This is a genomic window from Mycobacterium sp. MFM001 (genome assembly GCF_003402475.1).
In the GTDB taxonomy this organism is placed as follows: domain Bacteria; phylum Actinomycetota; class Actinomycetes; order Mycobacteriales; family Mycobacteriaceae; genus Mycobacterium.
Genome location: NZ_BFAB01000010.1, coordinates 97,052 through 112,467 on the forward strand (window position 1 = coordinate 97,052; position 15,416 = coordinate 112,467).

Consider the following 15,416-nt stretch of genomic DNA (forward strand, 5'->3'; position numbering starts at 1 on the left):
GCCGCGACATTCAGGTGGCGCTGCGTTCGTCGGAGCCCATGGCGTTCAACACCGCAACCCGGGTGTCGCGCGAACCGGAGACCGTCCCGGCGCCACCGCCGTTGCGCAGCAACTCGCGCAGCGCGGCGTGGTCGCACTCGGCGGGCTCGGTGGTATCGATGAATCGCTCGACGACTTCAATGAAGCGGTCGGGGTCGTCGTGGAACGGGAAATGCCCGGAGCGCTCGAAGATCTCCAGCCGCGAACCGGGCATCGCGGCGTGTGCCATCCAGGCGTGGCTGACCGGCACCACCACATCGTCGGTGCCCCAAATGATCTGCGTCGGAATGGATTCCATCAAATAACATCGGTCCAGCACGGTGACCATCTGACCGCGCCAGTCCACCACGGCGCGCAGGGTGCGGGTGAACGCCGAGGATGCCATCGGCTCGGGCAGGTCGGCCAGTATTCGCAGCACGTCCGGCAAGTCGCGGCCCAGCGCGGTGGAGCCCAGCAGCAGGCCCGCCGCGCGACCCGCGATCTGCACGGCCGGCAGCACCAGCGGCAGCCGCAGCAGCGCCAGCGCCTCGGCGCCCAGCGGCAGCGAGGCCAGTCGCAGCACCAGGTTCACGTCCTTGGTGATACCGCCGGCGCCGACCAGCACCAGCCGTTCGACCAATTGCGGGAATTGGTAGGCGAATTGCATCGCCACCCCGCCGCCCAGCGAATGGCCCACCACGGTGACGCGCTCGATGTCGAGCACCGACAACAGGTCTCGCATCCCGTTGGCGTAGGCCGCGGCCGAATAGTCGGCGCGCGGCTTGTCCGACTGCCCGTGGCCGAGCAGGTCGACCGCGATCACGGTGAACCGCTGCGCGAGCCGGGCGTGTACCGGCCCCCACGTGGTCGAGTTGTCGCCGATCCCGTGGATCAGCAGAATGACCGGCCCGGAGCCCGCTATTCGGTAGGCCCGCCGATACCCGTGGATGGTGCGGAACTGCAGTGACGGCGTGACCTCACGCACCGGGCGGAGTCTGGTCATGTCGCCAACTGTATTGCGCCGCCCGGCGCGGCGCTCAGGACGGATCGTCGTCGTCGAACTTCTTCTGGGCCTGCTGCGCCAAAAACCGCTCGAACTCCGCGCCGAGTTCCTCGCCGCTGGGCAGGTCCTCGTCGCGCGTCAGCAGCGACCTGTTCTCCTGGGCGGTGACGTACGCGTCGTACTGGCGTTCGAGCGCCGCCACCACCTGGGCCACCTCGGGACTGGCCTCGACCTGCTCGTCGATCTTGGCCCGGATGTCCTCGGCCGCCTCTTCCAGCGCCTGCAGCGGCAGCTGCAGCGACCCGGTCTTGCCGACCTGCTCGAGCAGGGCCTGCGCGGCGGCCGGATAGTCGGTCTGGGCCAGGTAGTGCGGGACGTGCACAGTGAACCCGACCACCTCGTGGCCGTGCTGTGCCATCCGGTACTCGAGCAGGTTCGACGCGCTGCCGGGCACCTGGACCTCGGCGATCCACGGCGTGAAGTCGGCAATCAGCTCGCGGTTGTTGGAGTGCGCCGTCATGGTCACCGGCCGGGTGTGGGGGACCGCCATCGGGATGGTGCCCAGCCCAATGGTCTGCCGGACCCCGAGACGCTCGGCCAGCAGCCGCACCGCGCTGATGAAGCGCTCCCACTTGAGGTCCGGCTCCATGCCGGCCAGCAGCAGAAACGGGGTGCCGACGCTGTCGTGCAGGGCGTACAGGCTCAGCTCGGGGTCGTCGTAGCTGGTGAAGTGGTCGGTCTTAAACGTCATCAGCGGGCGCCGCGACCGGTAGTCCAGCAGCTCGTCGATCGCGAACGACGCCACCAGCTCGGTGTCCAGCGTCTCCCTGAGGTGGGTGGCGGCCAGCCGGATCGCGTGACCTGCGTCGGAGAAGCCTTCGAGGGCATGTACCAGTACCGGTCCGCGGCCATCCGACGACGACAACTGCGGCGCGGGGAACTCGAGCTCATACATCCCGTTCTGTTCGGGCTGGTAGTGCTGTCCCTGGTCCGGGGGCTGGTGATCGCCCATCAATGTTGCCTCCTCGTCGCGGTGCCGGTATCGCACCGCCTCACACATTCTCTCTCAGATCGGCGGGTGAGGTCCGCCTCTAGGTCGAAACGCGATGCGCCAAGGCCGCATTCCACATGATCGGGCATGATCGGCAGCGATGCGCACAGTGGTGGCGGGCCTGTCGGTCCTGGCAGTGATGCTGGCCGCGTGCGGGCAGCGGGCCGCATCCGCACCGGTCACCGGCACATCCGAGCAAGCCGTCGCGCACGGCGTTTCGGCAGCTCCGCTGCCGTCCGATCCGCGGGTGGGCGCCATCTTTCTCGGCGGCGGCGACCTGCACACCTGCACCGGGTCGGTGCTGCATTCCGCCCGCGGCGACCTGGTGCTGACGGCGGCGCACTGCCTGGCCGCCGGGCCGCCGACCGGCTTCGTTCCCGGTTTTTCCGGATCTGCCGCGCCGACAGAGGTCTGGACGGTCGACGCCGTGTATCTCGATCCGCGCTGGCTGTCGGCCCAGGACCCGCGCGCCGACTATGCGATCGCGCGGGTCAGCCGCGCCGACGGCACGCCGATTGAACAGCAGACCCGCTCGGCACTGTCGCTGGGCAGTGCGCCGGCGCCGGGCACCCGGGTCAGCATCGTCGGTTATCGGGTCGGGGTCGGTGGCACGCCGATCGGCTGCCAGGCCGAAACCACGCTGACGCAGGGGAGCTATCCCACGCTGCCCTGCGCCGGGCTGGTCGACGGCACCAGCGGCGCGCCCTGGATCACCGGGTCGACGGTGACGGGCGTGATCGGCGGCCCGGACGGCGGCGGCTGCGAGGAGAGCGTGTCGTACTCGGCGCCGTTCGACGAGCAGACGGCCGCGCTGCTGGCGCGCGCCGAGGCCGGCGGCCCGGGGGACGCCGCCCCGCAAGCCTTCAACGATCCGTGTTAAGCGCGGAACTGGTTGAGCGCCCGCATCTTGTTGGTCACGTCCAGCGCCGCGACCTTGTAGGCCTCTGAGAATGTCGGATAGTTGAACACCGCGTCGACCAGGTAGTCGACGGTGCCGCCGCAGCCCATCACGGCCTGCCCGATGTGCACCATCTCGGTGGCGCTGGTGCCGAAGATGTGCACGCCCAGCAGCTTTCGGTCTTCGGTGGACGCCAGCAGCTTGAGCATGCCGTAGGAGTCGCCGGCGATCTGCCCGCGGGCCAGTTCCCGGTAGCGGGCCACGCCCACCTCGTAGGGGATTGCGTCCTTGGTCAGCTCGACCTCGGTGGCGCCCACGTAGGACACCTCGGGGATCGAGTAGATGCCGATCGGCTGCAGCTCGGTCATGCCGTCGGTGGGCTCGCCGAACGCGTGGTAGGCGGCCAGCCGGCCCTGGTCCATCGAGGTCGCGGCGAGGGCGGGGAAGCCGATCACGTCGCCGACGGCGTAGATGTGGTCGACCTTGGTGCAGAACTGGTCGTCGACGAAGATCCGCCCGCGGTGGTCGGTCTCCAGGCCGGCGTTCTCCAGGTCGAGGTCCTCGGTCTGGCCCTGCCGCCCGGCGGAGTACATCACGGTCTCGGCGGGGATCTGCTTGCCGCTGGCCAGTGTCGTGACGGTGCCGACGGAGCCGACGTCCACTGCGGTGACTTCCTCGCCGAACCGAAACGTGACGGCCAGGTCGCGCAGATGGAATTTCAGCGCCTCGACGATCTCGGGGTCGCAGAAGTCCAGCATCGTCTCGCGCTTTTCGACGACGGTCACCTTGGTGCCCAGCGCGGCGAACATCGACGCGTATTCGATGCCGATCACGCCTGCGCCGACCACCACCATCGACGACGGCAGCGACTTGAGATCGAGGATACCGTCGGAGTCCAGCACGCGTTCCTCGTCGAACTCGACTCCGCCGGGGCGTACCGGCGTGGTGCCGGTGGCGATGACGATGTAGTCGCCGGAGACGGTGACGCGTTCGCCGCGCGACGCGTCCTCCACCAGGATGGTGTGCGGGTCGACGAAACGGCCGTGACCCACAATCAGGTCGATTCTGTTGCGCATCAACTGGTTTCGCACGACGTCGACCTGTTTGCCGATAACGTGCTGGGTGCGGGCCAGCAGGTCGGCCGGCGTGATCTTGTCCTTGACCCGATAGCTTGCGCCGTACAGTTCGCGCTGACTCATCCCGGTGAGGTAGACGACCGCTTCGCGCAAGGTTTTCGACGGGATGGTCCCGGTGTTGACGCAGACCCCGCCCAGCATCCGGCCGCGCTCGATGACGGCGACCGACTTGCCCAGCTTGGCCGCGGCGATCGCCGCCTTCTGCCCACCCGGACCTGAACCGATGACGACTAGGTCGTACTCCCGCATCGAACCCATGAGTAGACATCTACGCTGATTCGTCAAATCTCGCACGCTGACGCGCGATGCACAGTCGCGAGTTCATCCCCAGCCTGGCTATCGCGAGGCCCGGGCGGGCGAACCATGACGGTGCCGGTTGCCAGCGTTCGTCCCATGACAACGCATCGAGCAGACTTTGAACTGAACCGCCCCGGCGCATTGATCGCGGCACTGCCGGCCGTTTTGGGTTTCGTGCCGGAGAAATCACTGGTGCTGGTGTCGATCGACGCCGGCGAGCTCGGCTCGGTCATGCGCGTCGACCTGTCCGACAAGCTGCCCGACCGGCTTGGCCACCTCGCTGACGTCGCCGCCGCAGCCGATCCCGAGGCCGCCATCGCGGTGCTCGTCGACGCCGACGGCGCCGGTTGCCCGGTTTGCAACAAGGAATACCGGCAGCTGTGCGCGACCCTGACCGACGAATTGTCGCAGCGCGACATCGTGTTGTGGGCCGCGCACGTCGTGGACCGGGTGGCCGCCGGCGGGAGGTGGCACTGCGTCGACGGCTGCGGTTCCGGCGGGGCCGTCGACGACCCGTCGTCCTCGCCGCTGGCGCTGGCCGCCGTGCTGGACGGCCGGCGCCTCTACGCGCGGCGGGCCGACCTGCAGGCGGTCATCGCCGCCGACGACAGTGCCGAACTCGCCGCGCTCGTCGAGGAACTCGCCGCCGCCCGGGACGCGGCGTGCCGCGCGGATCCGGTCGACTGCGGCCGCCGCGACGTCGAAGCGGCGATGGCCGCCGCCGCACGGGTCGCCGACGGGCACGAGCTCGGCGATGCCGAGTTGGCGCGGTTGGGCTGCGCGCTGACCGATGTGCAGGTCCGCGACACGCTCTACGCGTTGGCAGTCGGCGAGGATGCCGGTGCGGCCGAGTCGCTGTGGGCACTGCTGTCGCGCCGGCTGCCCGCGCCGTGGCGAACTGAGGCGCTGGTGTTGCTCGCGTTCAGTGCCTACGCCCGCGGCGACGGGCCGCTGGCGGGCGTGTCGCTGGAGGCCGCGTTGCGCTGCGAGCCCGGCCATCGGATGGCGGGCATGCTGGACACCGCGTTGCAGTCGGGGCTGCGGCCGGAGAACATCCGGCAGCTTGCGCTCACCGGCTATCGGCTGGCCCGCCGGCTCGGGGTGCGGCTACCGCCGCGGCGGACGTTCGGCCAGCGAGCGGGTTAGACCTTCTCCACCTTGACGGCGTGGGCCATCTCGTGCGGCAGGCTCACATTTTCGTGGCCCGGTATCACGATGGTCACCCCGCCGGCGGGGTTGGTCTCGACAGTCACCCGCGCGTTGGGCACCACGCCGGCGTCCTTCAGGCGGGTGATCAGGTCGATGTCGCCCTGGACGTGCTCGGTGAGCTGGCGCACGACCACCGCCACCGGCGAGCCGGCCGGAAGCTCGGTCAAACGCACCAGGTTGGCGTCCTCGGCGCCCGTCTCCACGCCGAGGTCCAGCAGCCCCGGGATCGGGTTGCCGAACGGCGAGGTGGTCGGGTTGTTGAGCACCTGCACCAGGCGACGCTCGACGTCCTCGCTCATCACGTGCTCCCAGCGGCAGGCCTCGGCGTGCACGTCTTCCCACGGCAGCCCGATGACGTCGACCAGCAGCCGCTCGGCGAGCCGGTGCTTGCGCATCACGGCGATGGCCAGCGCCCGGCCCTTGTCGGTCAGCTCGAGGTGGCGGTCGCCGGCGACGTGCAGCAACCCGTCGCGCTCCATCCGGGACACGGTCTGGCTGACGGTGGGGCCGCTTTGGTCGAGCCGCTCGGCGATACGCGCACGCAGCGGCGTCACGCCCTCTTCCTCGAGGTCGTAGATCGTCCGCAGATACATCTCGGTGGTATCAACCAGATCGTTCATTCCGCACCCTCCGTCGCAGCTCGAGTCTACTTGGCCAGCTGCGTGAATGGTTCGCTAACACACTCGCCCGGTTTGGTGGCGACCCGCCGCGCCCGGCTATGCCGCGCTTGCGATCGCCACCGCATGGCGGCTGGCAGCAGAATGCCCGCCGCAATCGCGGCGGGCATCCTCTGTGCTCGCTCAGCTGGCGTAGGAGCGTAGCCGGTCGGCGCGTTCGCCGTTGCGCAGCTTGGCCATCACCTCGCGCTCGATCTGGCGCACCCGCTCGCGGGACAGACCGAACAGCTTGCCGATCTGGTCCAGCGTGCGCGGCTGCCCGTCGTCGAGACCGAAGCGCAACCGGATCACCTGGTGCTCCCGCTCGTCGAGGGTTGCCAGCACGCTGCGGATGTCGGTGTGCAGCAACTCGGCGATCACAGCGTTCTCGGCCGACATCGCTTCGGCGTCCTCGATGAAGTCGCCCAGCGGGGCTTCCTCCTCGGAGCCCACCGGCATGTCGAGGCTGACCGGGTCGCGGCTGTGCTCGAGCAGGTCGTTGATCTTGTCGACCGGGATGCCCGACTCGGCGGCGAGCTCCTCGTCGGTGGCCTCGCGGCCGAGGTTCTGGTGCATCTCCCGCTTGATCCGCGCCAGCTTGTTCACTTGCTCGACGAGATGAACCGGCAGCCGGATGGTGCGGCTCTGGTCGGCCATCCCGCGGGTAATCGCCTGCCGAATCCACCAGGTGGCATACGTCGAGAATTTGAATCCCTTTGTGTAGTCGAACTTCTCCATTGCGCGGATCAGTCCGAGATTGCCTTCCTGGATCAGATCCAGCAGCGGCATCCCGCGACCGGTGTAGCGCTTGGCCAGCGACACCACCAGCCGCAGATTGGCTTCGAGCAGATGGCGGCGCGCCGCCTGGCCGTCGCGAACCACGGCCTGCAAATCACGTTTGCGGTTCTCGCCGAGGCGCTTACGGGTCTCCAGCAGATGCTGGGCGTAAAGCCCGGCCTCGATGCGCTTGGCGAGTTCGACCTCGTCAGCGGCATTGAGCAACGCCGTCTTCCCGATGCCGTTCAGATACACGCGCACCAGATCCGCGGCGGGGCTTTGAGCGTCCAGATCGCTGTCAACCCGGCTTGTGGTGGCATTTGCCATAGCGGCCTCCTGATCGGCTTGAACTGTCATGTGGTCCAACGACCAACCCGAGCCAAGAGTTCCCACCGCACGCCGATCTCACACGCTTTGACGTGCAGAAATGTGCTCGCGACCTGTGAATGTGCTGAGAAACGCGGCAGGCGGGCGATTACTCGGAACCCGTGCCGTCCGGCGACTCGGGTTGCGGCGCCGAATGGCGGCGCGGCTCGAGCGCGGGCCGCTCGGCGGTGGGGAAGATCGGGGTGCGCCGACGGGTGTTGTCGAACCGCCGCGGCTCGTCGGCCCGGCGCGGCGGCCGGTCGTTGGCAATCAGCACCGCCATCCACGGCAACGGAATCGACGCGACCAGAATCAGAAGCGAGATCAGACCGTTGTGCCAGGCGCCGTAGGCCAGCGCGGCCAGCACCAGCGCGGGAATCCGGAATGCCATGAGAGTCAGGTATTTGCGCACCCGCTGCCGGTGCTGCACCTCATAGGAAGGCGCAGCCGCGGTGATCAGCACCGGCCGACCGTCGTCGTCGAAACCCAGCTCGGGGCCGTGCTTCATCTCTTTACTGTCCCACACTCCGTCGGCTCTGTCGTAACGGGTTTCCGGCACAATATGAGGCATGCAGACCCAGACGATCGAGCGCACCGACACCGACGAACGCGTCGACGACGGGACGGGCAGCGACACTCCGAAATACTTCCACTACGTCAAGAAGGACAAGATCGCCGAGAGCGCGGTGATGGGCACGCACGTGGTCGCGCTGTGCGGCGAAGTGTTCCCGGTGACGCGCTCGGCCAAGCCGGGCTCGCCGGTGTGCCCGGACTGCAAGCGGATCTACGAGCAGCTCAAGAAGAGCTGACCGGTTCGGCGCTGACGCAGGGCGCGCAGTTCGCGCCGGCGTCGTCGGTGTCGTCGCCGTTGCCGATCCCGGTGCGCGACTTCAGCCAGCGCCGCAGCCGGTGAGCATGGGTGGCCGGCGCCGGCCACTCCTCCTGGATGGCGGCGTTGAGCTCGGCGCCCAGCATGATCGCGAACCCGCCGAAGAAGGCGAACAACAAGAAGGCGATCGGGGTGGCCAGCGCGCCGTAGGTGTAGCCGGTGCTGTTGATCCAACGCAAATAGAAGCGCAGGCCCAGGGTGGCGATCAGGAAGACGGCGGTGGCCAGCATCGCGCCGAGGACCAGCCGGTGTGTCGGCAGCGCTTCGGGCAGCGCGACCCGGTACAGGATCATCACGGCGACCAACAACCCGCCGATCAGTGCCGGGTAATAGCCGATGTCCAACCAGCTGTCGGGGACGAATTGCTCCACCTTCCGCGGGCCCTGCACCATGAGCGGCGCCGTGGCGATCAGGAACAGCAGCATCGCGACGTACAACCCCAGCGCGTAGAAGCGCTGACGCACCGGATGGCGCAGAGGCGTTTGGTCGTGGGCTTCGACCACCGCATCGACGAACGCCGAGACGGCCGACGAGCCCGCCCACAGCGAGATCACGAAGCCCAGCGACACCACTTCGCCGCGGGCACCCTTGTCGATGTCACTGATCGTCGGCTTGATGATCTCGTTGACGACGTTGTCGGAAAAGAAGCTGTGCGCCATGGTCACCAAGCGATGCTCGATGGCGGGCAGGGTGTCCGGACCGAACAGCGGTGCCACGTAGGCGAGGCTGCCCAGCATGCCCAACAGCAGCGGCGGCAACGACAGCGCCGACCAGAACGCTGCCTGCGCCGACTCGGAAAAGATGGAGTCGTCCCAGCTTTTCGAGAGCGTCCGTCGTGTGACGCGCCAAATGTGGTGGCGCGAGGGCTTCGGGATCTGGCTGCTCATTCAGTCCAGGATTCCTGACGTGACGTCATGCCGTCCGGATTGCCGACGGGCGAGTTGTGGCTTACGACTCCACCGGGGCGCTGACTTCCAGCACGGCGGCCAATTCGATCAGCTTGGCCTCGTGTTGGTTCGCGTGATGCTGGCAGAAGAGAAGTTCGGCACCTGAGGGCAGCTTGGCACGCACGCGGGCGGCGGCGCCGCACCGGTCGCATCGATCAGCCCTGGTGAGTTCCGGACTGGTCAAGGTTGCGTTCATGGCTACTCCTTCTGGCCTAACTCCACTGTCTCAAATGTCGGGGGGTTTGGCCTTCTTCCCCATGGGTTACCCGGTGTGTCGTTTCTCACGCCTGCCGAGTTACCGGCTCGGGCAGGCTGGTTCGGGTGAACTCGGAACCCGCGGTGCTGCTGCACCTGTGTTCAACAGACGAGTGGTCGCGGGCGCAGGCCCTCGGCGAGCTTCGCCCGGAGTCACTGGCCGACGCCAGCTACGTCCATCTGTCGACCCCCGAACAAGTGCACCTGCCGGCCAACCGGCTCTACCGTGGTCGCACCGACTTGGTGCTGCTACACATCGACCCGGCCCGGTTGGCTTCGCCGGTGCGTTGGGAACCCGGTGTAGCAACGGATCCGCAGGCGATGCTGTTCCCGCATCTGTACGGTCCGCTGCCAATCGGCGCTGTGATCGACGTCACCAGTTACCGGCCCGGCGCCGACGGCGTCTTCCCGCCGGCCACGGAATCTATGTAGGCGTCGGCCTCGATCTCCACGAGCAAGTCGGGCGCGATGAGCGCCGAGACCTCGACCATGGTGGCCGCGGGCCGGATCTCGCCGAAGACTTCCGCATGTACTTCGCCAACGTCGCGCCAGCGCGAAATGTCGGTGACGTAGATGCGGGTGCGCACGACATCGGCGAGGGCCGCGCCGGCTTCGCCGAGAGCAATCTCTATGCGGCGCAAGCAATCCCGGGTCTGCGCGGCGATGTCGTCGCCGGTGCCCGTTGTCCCCGATACGACCACATGCGGGCCGACCCGCACGGCCCGGGAATAGCCGACCGTGGATTCGAAATCCGATCCGGACGAGACGAGGACGCGGCGCGATGGCATGCCGTCAGGCTATTGCATTGCCCCGCAATATCGCTCAGTCGAGATAGTCGCGCAGAACCTGCGAACGGCTGGGGTGGCGCAGCTTCGACATCGTCTTGGACTCAATCTGGCGGATGCGTTCGCGGGTGACGCCGTAGACCTGGCCGATCTCGTCGAGGGTGCGGGGCTGGCCGTCGGTGAGCCCGAAGCGCAACCGTACGACGCCGGCCTCGCGCTCGGAGAGCGTCTCCAGCACCGACTGCAGCTGGTCCTGCAGCAGGGTGAACGAAACGGCGTCGACCGCTACTACAGCTTCACTGTCCTCGATGAAGTCGCCGAGTTGGCTATCACCCTCGTCGCCGATGGTCTGGTCCAGCGAGATCGGCTCGCGGGCATACTGCTGGATCTCCAGGACCTTTTCCGGGGTGATGTCCATTTCCTTGGCGAGCTCTTCGGGAGTGGGCTCGCGGCCCAGGTCCTGCAGCAGCTCTCGCTGGATGCGGCCGAGCTTGTTGATCACCTCGACCATGTGCACGGGGATGCGGATGGTGCGGGCCTGGTCTGCCATCGCGCGGGTGATCGCCTGGCGGATCCACCATGTCGCATACGTGGAGAACTTGTAACCCTTTGTGTAGTCGAACTTTTCGACCGCGCGGATCAGACCCAGGTTGCCTTCCTGGATCAGGTCGAGAAATGCCATGCCGCGACCGGTGTAGCGCTTGGCCAGTGACACCACCAGCCGCAGATTCGCTTCGAGGAGATGGTTTTTCGCGCGATCGCCGTCACGACAGATCCACATCATGTCGCGGCGCTGGGCGGCCGGCAGTTTCTCGCCGCGCTCGGCCATCTCGGCCATCAGCTGAGTGGCGTACAGGCCGGCCTCGATGCGCTTGGCCAGCTCGACTTCCTCTTCGGCGTTGAGCAGCGCCACCTTGCCGATCTGCTTGAGGTAGGCGCGCACCGAGTCCGCCGACGCGGTGAGCTCGGCGTCCTTGCGGGCCTGGCGCAACGCCTCGGACTCGTCCTCGTCCCACACGAAATCGCCTGAGGCCTTGTCCTTTTCGGTGGGCTCGGCGATCTCCTCGTCGTCGTCGGACGCCTCGGTGCTCACCGCGGCCGGGTCGGCCTCGCCCTCGGGCTCGCTTTCGGTGTCGTCGTCGCCTTCGGACGACACGTCGTCCTCGAGGTCCTCCAGGCTGATGTCGGCCTCCAGCTCGATGTCTTCGCCGGGCTCGGCGTCCAGTTCCGGCTCGGCGTCGAGCTCATCGACCTCTTCCTCGAGGGCGTCGGCTACGACTTCGGCGCCCTTCGGAGCATCCTTGGCCGACGTCGCCTTCTTGGCGCGTCCACGCGCGGGCGCCGACTTGGTGGCGCTTTTCGCCGGTGCGCGGCCCTTTTTCGCGGTGTCGGCCGCCGCCTTGGCGGTTTTGGCGGGTGTTTTGCTGGCTCGCGTTGCTGTCTTGGTAGCCCGTTTGGCGGGGGCAGCGCCGTTGGCGGACTTGGCCGCGGATCGCTTCGCCCCGGCTTTGGCGGGGGACTTGGTAGCGGTGCGCTTCACCGGCTCATCGGTTGCCGGGCTTGCTTTGGTCGCTGCCACGAAAACCCCTTCGGTCGCCTCAAGTTGTCACGCCGAGCCTTCGGCGCGGTTGGCGTGCGCTACCGAAAGTGTCGGCTATGTCGGATGTCGGCCTTGATATCAGCTTGGATGCTCGCCGCTAGTGGTTGGGCGGCTGCCGGTGACCATTGTAACGACACACAGGGGTGGTGCCGCCCCGAGCGCGCAAATTCAGTGGGTGACGTCGCTGGTAGCAGCCATCGCCGCGCCGACGATCCCGGCGGTGTTCAGCAGCGCGGCCGGAACCACCGGCGTCCGGTTCTCCAGCAGCGGCACCCATTTGTCGGCCTTGCGGCTTATCCCGCCGCCGGCGATGAACAGGTCGGGCCAAAACGCGTTCTCGAAGGCGACCAGCACCTTGGTCACCTGCTTGGCCCACTTCTTGTAGCTCCAGCCCTTGTTGTCCCGGACCGACGACGCGGCGCGGTGTTCGGCTTCTTTGCCGTCGACGTCGACGTGTCCCAACTCGGTGTTGGGCAGCAGTATCCCGTTGTGAATCAGCGCCGACCCGATCCCGGTTCCGAACGTGAGCAGGATTACCAACCCGGTCTGGTCTTTGCCCGCCCCGTAGCGCTCTTCGGCGAGCCCGGCGGCGTCGGCGTCGTTGAGGACGACGATCTCCTGACCGTTCAGCTCGGCGCTGATGATGTCGCGCGCGTTGGTGCCGATCCACGCCTTGTCGACGTTGGCCGCGGTCTGCACGACGCCCTGGGTGACGACGCCGGGATAGGTCACTCCCAGCGGGCCCGACCACCCGAATTCGTTGACGACGGCTGCAATGGTCTTGGCGACGGCCGGCGGGGTGGCCGGTTGAGGCGTCGCGAGCTTGTAGCGGTCGCCGATCAGCTGGCCGGTGTCCAGGTCGACGATCCCGCCCTTGATGCCGCTGCCGCCGACGTCGACACCGAAACCGCGCCGCTGCGGCGAGTCGCTACTGGTCATCGGATCTCCTCGGGCGAGACGGGCCTGTCCGACCACACCCTAATGCGTCGTTGCGCGGCCCACCGCGGGATCGGTGTGCTGCGCGCACTGTGCTGCGATAGACCGGTGACGACTCCTGACAACGAGCCCGCACGCCTGCGTGCAGTCGCCGAAGAGCTGGCCGGAGAGGCTGCCGCCTTCGTGCGCCGCCGTCGTGCCGAAGTGTTCGGCGCCGACGCCAACGGCGAGGCGAGCGCGGCGGTGCAGACCAAGACCACCCCGACCGATCCGGTGACCGTCGTCGACACCGAAACCGAGCGGCTGTTGCGGGATCGGTTGGCGCAGCGCCGATCCGGCGACCCGATTCTCGGTGAGGAGGGCGGCGGGCCCGCCGATTCGGCCGCAGCCGGCGCGGTCACCTGGGTGCTCGACCCCATCGACGGCACGGTGAACTTCGTCTACGGCATCCCGGCCTATGCGGTGTCGGTGGCGGCGCAGATCGACGGCGTGTCGGTGGCGGGCGCCGTCGCCGACGTCATGGCCGAGCGGGTGTATTCGGCGGCGACGGGCCTCGGCGCGCAGCTGGCCGACGAGAGCGGAACCCGCCGGCTGCGGTGCAGTGCGGTCGACGATTTGTCGATGGCGCTTCTGGGTACCGGATTCGCATACTCGCGGCGGCGACGCACCGCGCAGGCGGCGCTGGTGGCCAAGATGCTGCCGGTGGTCCGCGACGTGCGCCGCATCGGTTCTGCCGCACTGGATTTGTGCATGGTCGCGGCCGGTCGGCTCGATGCCTACTACGAGCACGGCCTGCACGTGTGGGATTCCGCGGCCGGGGCGCTGATCGCCGCCGAGGCCGGGGCGCGGGTGGTGTTGCCCCCGGATTCAGATGGCAGCGCCGGGCTGGTGGTGGCCGCGGCGCCCGGGATCGCCGACGAATTGCTCGGCGCCCTCGAACGATTCGACGGACTGGGCCCGATTCCGGACTGACCTCAGCAGCTGCTGGAGTGGACCTTGGACAGCAGCGCCGGATCGGCCGGCTCGGCGCCCGGGCGCAACCCGGCGAGCACGGCGTCGATGTCGTCGCTGTGCGCCAGCGCGGTGAAGTCGGTGCCCAGGGCGAGATCGACGGAGTCGTCGGCGCGGTCGTCGCGGAACAGCTCGGTGCACGGCGCCACCAGCCACACCGCCGCGGCGGCGGCCTGACCGGCCTCGCCGAACCGGATCTGGCCCTGACAGGTCAACCGGGTGCCCTCGTAGAGAGGATCGTTGGCGGCCGTCGGCTGGGCGAAGCCGAGGTCGTGCAGCGCGTTGGCGACATCGCCGGCCTGACCGCCGCGGCCGCTGGCGTTGAGGACACGGATCTTGGTGTCGGCCAGCCTGGCCGGGGCGACGTTCGTCATCGTGCTGCGGGACACCGGCTCACCCAACTGTGGCTTCGCCGGATCCCCCTGGCCGGGCGGCGGATTGCACACGGCGGCCTCGTGGACTTCGGGCGGGCGGGTCAGCGCGATCGTCCACACCACGGCGGTTGCCACAAGCAGAACGATCAGCAGGCCGATCGCGGGCCGGGCGTTGCGGCGCCGAAAGGGGCGACCGTGTTTGTCGAAGGCGGTGCCCTCGGTGATTAGCGCGACCACACGAGCACTCTAAACGTGATGTTTAGCGCCGGACACCGCGGTTAAATTATCTGTGTGACGCAAATCACACTTGAAGACGGCGGGATACGGGCACGAATCGTTTGGCGGATGCGTTCGACGCTGGTACAAAGCGTTGCTTGCACAGTTTTCAAGGGGGAGCGAGGGAGAGGCCGATGGCTACCGACTATGACGCCCCACGGCGAACCGAGACCGATGACGTTTCGGAGGATTCGCTGGAGGAGCTCAAAGCGCGGCGTAACGAGGCGGCATCGGCCGTGGTCGACGTCGACGAGTCCGAGTCCGCCGAGTCGTTCGAACTGCCTGGCGCCGACTTGTCCGGCGAGGAGTTGTCCGTCCGCGTTGTTCCGAAGCAGGCTGACGAGTTCACTTGCTCGAGTTGCTTTCTGGTGCAACACCGCAGCCGGCTCGCCAGCGAGAAGAACGGCGTGATGATCTGTACCGACTGCGCGGCCTGACGGGATCAGCTGCGCAATGCCGATAGCACCCGCTCCGGGTGGCGGCAGCTCACCAGCCAGTACGGTGTCGGGTCGTCGGGGTCGTCGAGCACGACGAGCACCATGGGACCGACCCACGCCCGGTGCATCACGTAGGCCGCGGGATCGAGCTGACGCCCCAGCGCCGCCGACTTGGCCGAGCGGGGGATTTCCGCGGAGCGGGCGATCACAGTGACCGGCAGATGCGCGTCGGCGGCCCACAGTTCGACGCCCTCGTCCCCAGTGGTGACCCGTATCTCCATTCGCCCCAACCACAGCAGCGCACCGCTCGCCACCGCGAACAGCACCGCGAACGGCACCCAGTTCGGCAGCGCGGGCACACCCTGGTTCACCTCTAAGGCCACGATCGCCGCGAGCGCGAAACCCGGCGGCCACCACCACCATGGCACCCACAAACGCTCGCGATACCGCACGCTTTGCGGCGCGACACGCGTACCCGACACGCGGTCAAGGGTA

Annotated in this window: 19 protein-coding genes; 6 read left to right on the forward strand and 13 right to left on the reverse strand. The window is 67.9% G+C overall.

What is annotated here, in order from left to right; all coding sequences use genetic code 11:
• Window positions 1-10: 10 nt before the first annotated feature.
• A complete protein-coding gene (locus tag MFM001_RS17605) occupies window positions 11-1,021 on the reverse strand; it encodes an alpha/beta fold hydrolase (protein WP_116376556.1) in 1,011 nt (336 codons plus the stop codon).
• 34 nt (window positions 1,022-1,055) lie between these two features.
• A complete protein-coding gene (locus tag MFM001_RS17610; RefSeq protein WP_116376647.1) occupies window positions 1,056-2,033 on the reverse strand; it encodes a proteasome assembly chaperone family protein in 978 nt (325 codons plus the stop codon).
• A gap of 139 nt (window positions 2,034-2,172) precedes the next feature.
• Here MFM001_RS17610 and MFM001_RS17615 point away from each other — a divergent pair, with 139 nt between their 5' ends.
• Window positions 2,173-2,952 (forward strand): serine protease, encoded by a 780-nt coding sequence (locus tag MFM001_RS17615; protein WP_116376557.1) that lies wholly within the window; start codon window positions 2,173-2,175, stop codon window positions 2,950-2,952.
• On the opposite strand, the gene sthA is transcribed toward MFM001_RS17615, so the two are convergent.
• Entirely contained in the window at window positions 2,949-4,355 is a 1,407-nt protein-coding gene (gene sthA / locus MFM001_RS17620) for a Si-specific NAD(P)(+) transhydrogenase (protein ID WP_116376648.1), read from the reverse strand. The two genes, MFM001_RS17615 and sthA, sit on opposite strands and share 4 nt — an antisense overlap.
• Before the next feature lie 144 nt (window positions 4,356-4,499).
• Here sthA and MFM001_RS17625 point away from each other — a divergent pair, with 144 nt between their 5' ends.
• Window positions 4,500-5,549 (forward strand): DUF4192 domain-containing protein, encoded by a 1,050-nt coding sequence (locus tag MFM001_RS17625; protein ID WP_116376558.1) that lies wholly within the window; start codon window positions 4,500-4,502, stop codon window positions 5,547-5,549.
• On the opposite strand, the gene MFM001_RS17630 is transcribed toward MFM001_RS17625, so the two are convergent.
• From MFM001_RS17630 to MFM001_RS17640, 3 genes are all read right to left on the reverse strand, one after another.
• Window positions 5,546-6,232, reverse strand: a complete 687-nt coding sequence (locus tag MFM001_RS17630) for a metal-dependent transcriptional regulator (protein WP_116376559.1) — start codon at window positions 6,230-6,232, stop codon at window positions 5,546-5,548. The genes MFM001_RS17625 and MFM001_RS17630 overlap by 4 nt on opposite strands.
• A 180-nt stretch (window positions 6,233-6,412) precedes the next feature.
• Window positions 6,413-7,402 carry a sigma-70 family RNA polymerase sigma factor SigB gene (sigB, locus tag MFM001_RS17635; protein ID WP_116376560.1) on the reverse strand — a complete coding sequence of 330 codons (990 nt, stop codon included), beginning with the start codon at window positions 7,400-7,402 and terminating at the stop codon, window positions 6,413-6,415.
• Between the two features lie 118 nt (window positions 7,403-7,520).
• On the reverse strand, window positions 7,521-7,937 hold the full coding sequence (locus MFM001_RS17640; RefSeq protein WP_116376649.1) for a DUF3099 domain-containing protein: 417 nt from the start codon (window positions 7,935-7,937) through the stop codon (window positions 7,521-7,523).
• A 43-nt stretch (window positions 7,938-7,980) separates the two neighbouring features.
• Here MFM001_RS17640 and MFM001_RS17645 point away from each other — a divergent pair, with 43 nt between their 5' ends.
• The gene (locus MFM001_RS17645; RefSeq protein WP_116376561.1) at window positions 7,981-8,220 is read left to right on the forward strand and encodes a DUF3039 domain-containing protein; all 240 of its coding nucleotides are present in this window, start codon (window positions 7,981-7,983) and stop codon (window positions 8,218-8,220) included.
• Here MFM001_RS17645 and MFM001_RS17650 read toward each other — a convergent pair.
• Together MFM001_RS17650 and MFM001_RS17655 are read right to left on the reverse strand one after the other, a co-directional pair.
• Window positions 8,207-9,187 carry a YihY/virulence factor BrkB family protein gene (locus tag MFM001_RS17650; protein ID WP_116376562.1) on the reverse strand — a complete coding sequence of 327 codons (981 nt, stop codon included), beginning with the start codon at window positions 9,185-9,187 and terminating at the stop codon, window positions 8,207-8,209. The two genes, MFM001_RS17645 and MFM001_RS17650, sit on opposite strands and share 14 nt — an antisense overlap.
• A gap of 61 nt (window positions 9,188-9,248) precedes the next feature.
• Window positions 9,249-9,443, reverse strand: coding sequence for a hypothetical protein (locus MFM001_RS17655; protein WP_116376563.1), 195 nt, complete (start codon window positions 9,441-9,443; stop codon window positions 9,249-9,251).
• 125 nt (window positions 9,444-9,568) lie between these two features.
• Between MFM001_RS17655 and MFM001_RS17660 the strand changes: the two genes are divergently transcribed.
• Entirely contained in the window at window positions 9,569-9,934 is a 366-nt protein-coding gene (locus MFM001_RS17660; protein ID WP_116376564.1) for a DUF952 domain-containing protein, read from the forward strand.
• Here MFM001_RS17660 and MFM001_RS17665 read toward each other — a convergent pair.
• From MFM001_RS17665 to ppgK, 3 genes are all read right to left on the reverse strand, one after another.
• Window positions 9,883-10,290, reverse strand: a complete 408-nt coding sequence (locus MFM001_RS17665) for a RidA family protein (RefSeq protein WP_116376565.1) — start codon at window positions 10,288-10,290, stop codon at window positions 9,883-9,885. The two genes, MFM001_RS17660 and MFM001_RS17665, sit on opposite strands and share 52 nt — an antisense overlap.
• 34 nt (window positions 10,291-10,324) lie before the next feature.
• Window positions 10,325-11,866, reverse strand: coding sequence for an RNA polymerase sigma factor (locus MFM001_RS17670; RefSeq protein WP_116376566.1), 1,542 nt, complete (start codon window positions 11,864-11,866; stop codon window positions 10,325-10,327).
• 189 nt (window positions 11,867-12,055) lie between these two features.
• Complete coding sequence (gene ppgK, locus MFM001_RS17675; protein WP_116376567.1) at window positions 12,056-12,826, reverse strand: polyphosphate--glucose phosphotransferase; 771 nt, start codon at window positions 12,824-12,826, stop codon at window positions 12,056-12,058.
• Window positions 12,827-12,931: 105 nt separating this feature from the next.
• Here ppgK and MFM001_RS17680 point away from each other — a divergent pair, with 105 nt between their 5' ends.
• Window positions 12,932-13,795 carry an inositol monophosphatase family protein gene (locus tag MFM001_RS17680; protein WP_116376568.1) on the forward strand — a complete coding sequence of 288 codons (864 nt, stop codon included), beginning with the start codon at window positions 12,932-12,934 and terminating at the stop codon, window positions 13,793-13,795.
• 2 nt (window positions 13,796-13,797) lie between these two features.
• On the opposite strand, the gene cei is transcribed toward MFM001_RS17680, so the two are convergent.
• Window positions 13,798-14,445: an envelope integrity protein Cei gene (cei, locus tag MFM001_RS17685; RefSeq protein WP_116376569.1), complete on the reverse strand. Its 648-nt coding sequence runs from the start codon at window positions 14,443-14,445 to the stop codon at window positions 13,798-13,800.
• A gap of 173 nt (window positions 14,446-14,618) precedes the next feature.
• Between cei and MFM001_RS17690 the strand changes: the two genes are divergently transcribed.
• On the forward strand, window positions 14,619-14,921 hold the full coding sequence (locus MFM001_RS17690) for a DUF4193 domain-containing protein (protein WP_045382353.1): 303 nt from the start codon (window positions 14,619-14,621) through the stop codon (window positions 14,919-14,921).
• Window positions 14,922-14,926: 5 nt separating this feature from the next.
• Here the strand turns inward: MFM001_RS17690 and MFM001_RS17695 are convergent, their stop codons facing one another.
• Window positions 14,927-15,403, reverse strand: a complete 477-nt coding sequence (locus tag MFM001_RS17695; protein WP_116376570.1) for a DUF3093 domain-containing protein — start codon at window positions 15,401-15,403, stop codon at window positions 14,927-14,929.
• Window positions 15,404-15,416 lie beyond the last annotated feature (13 nt).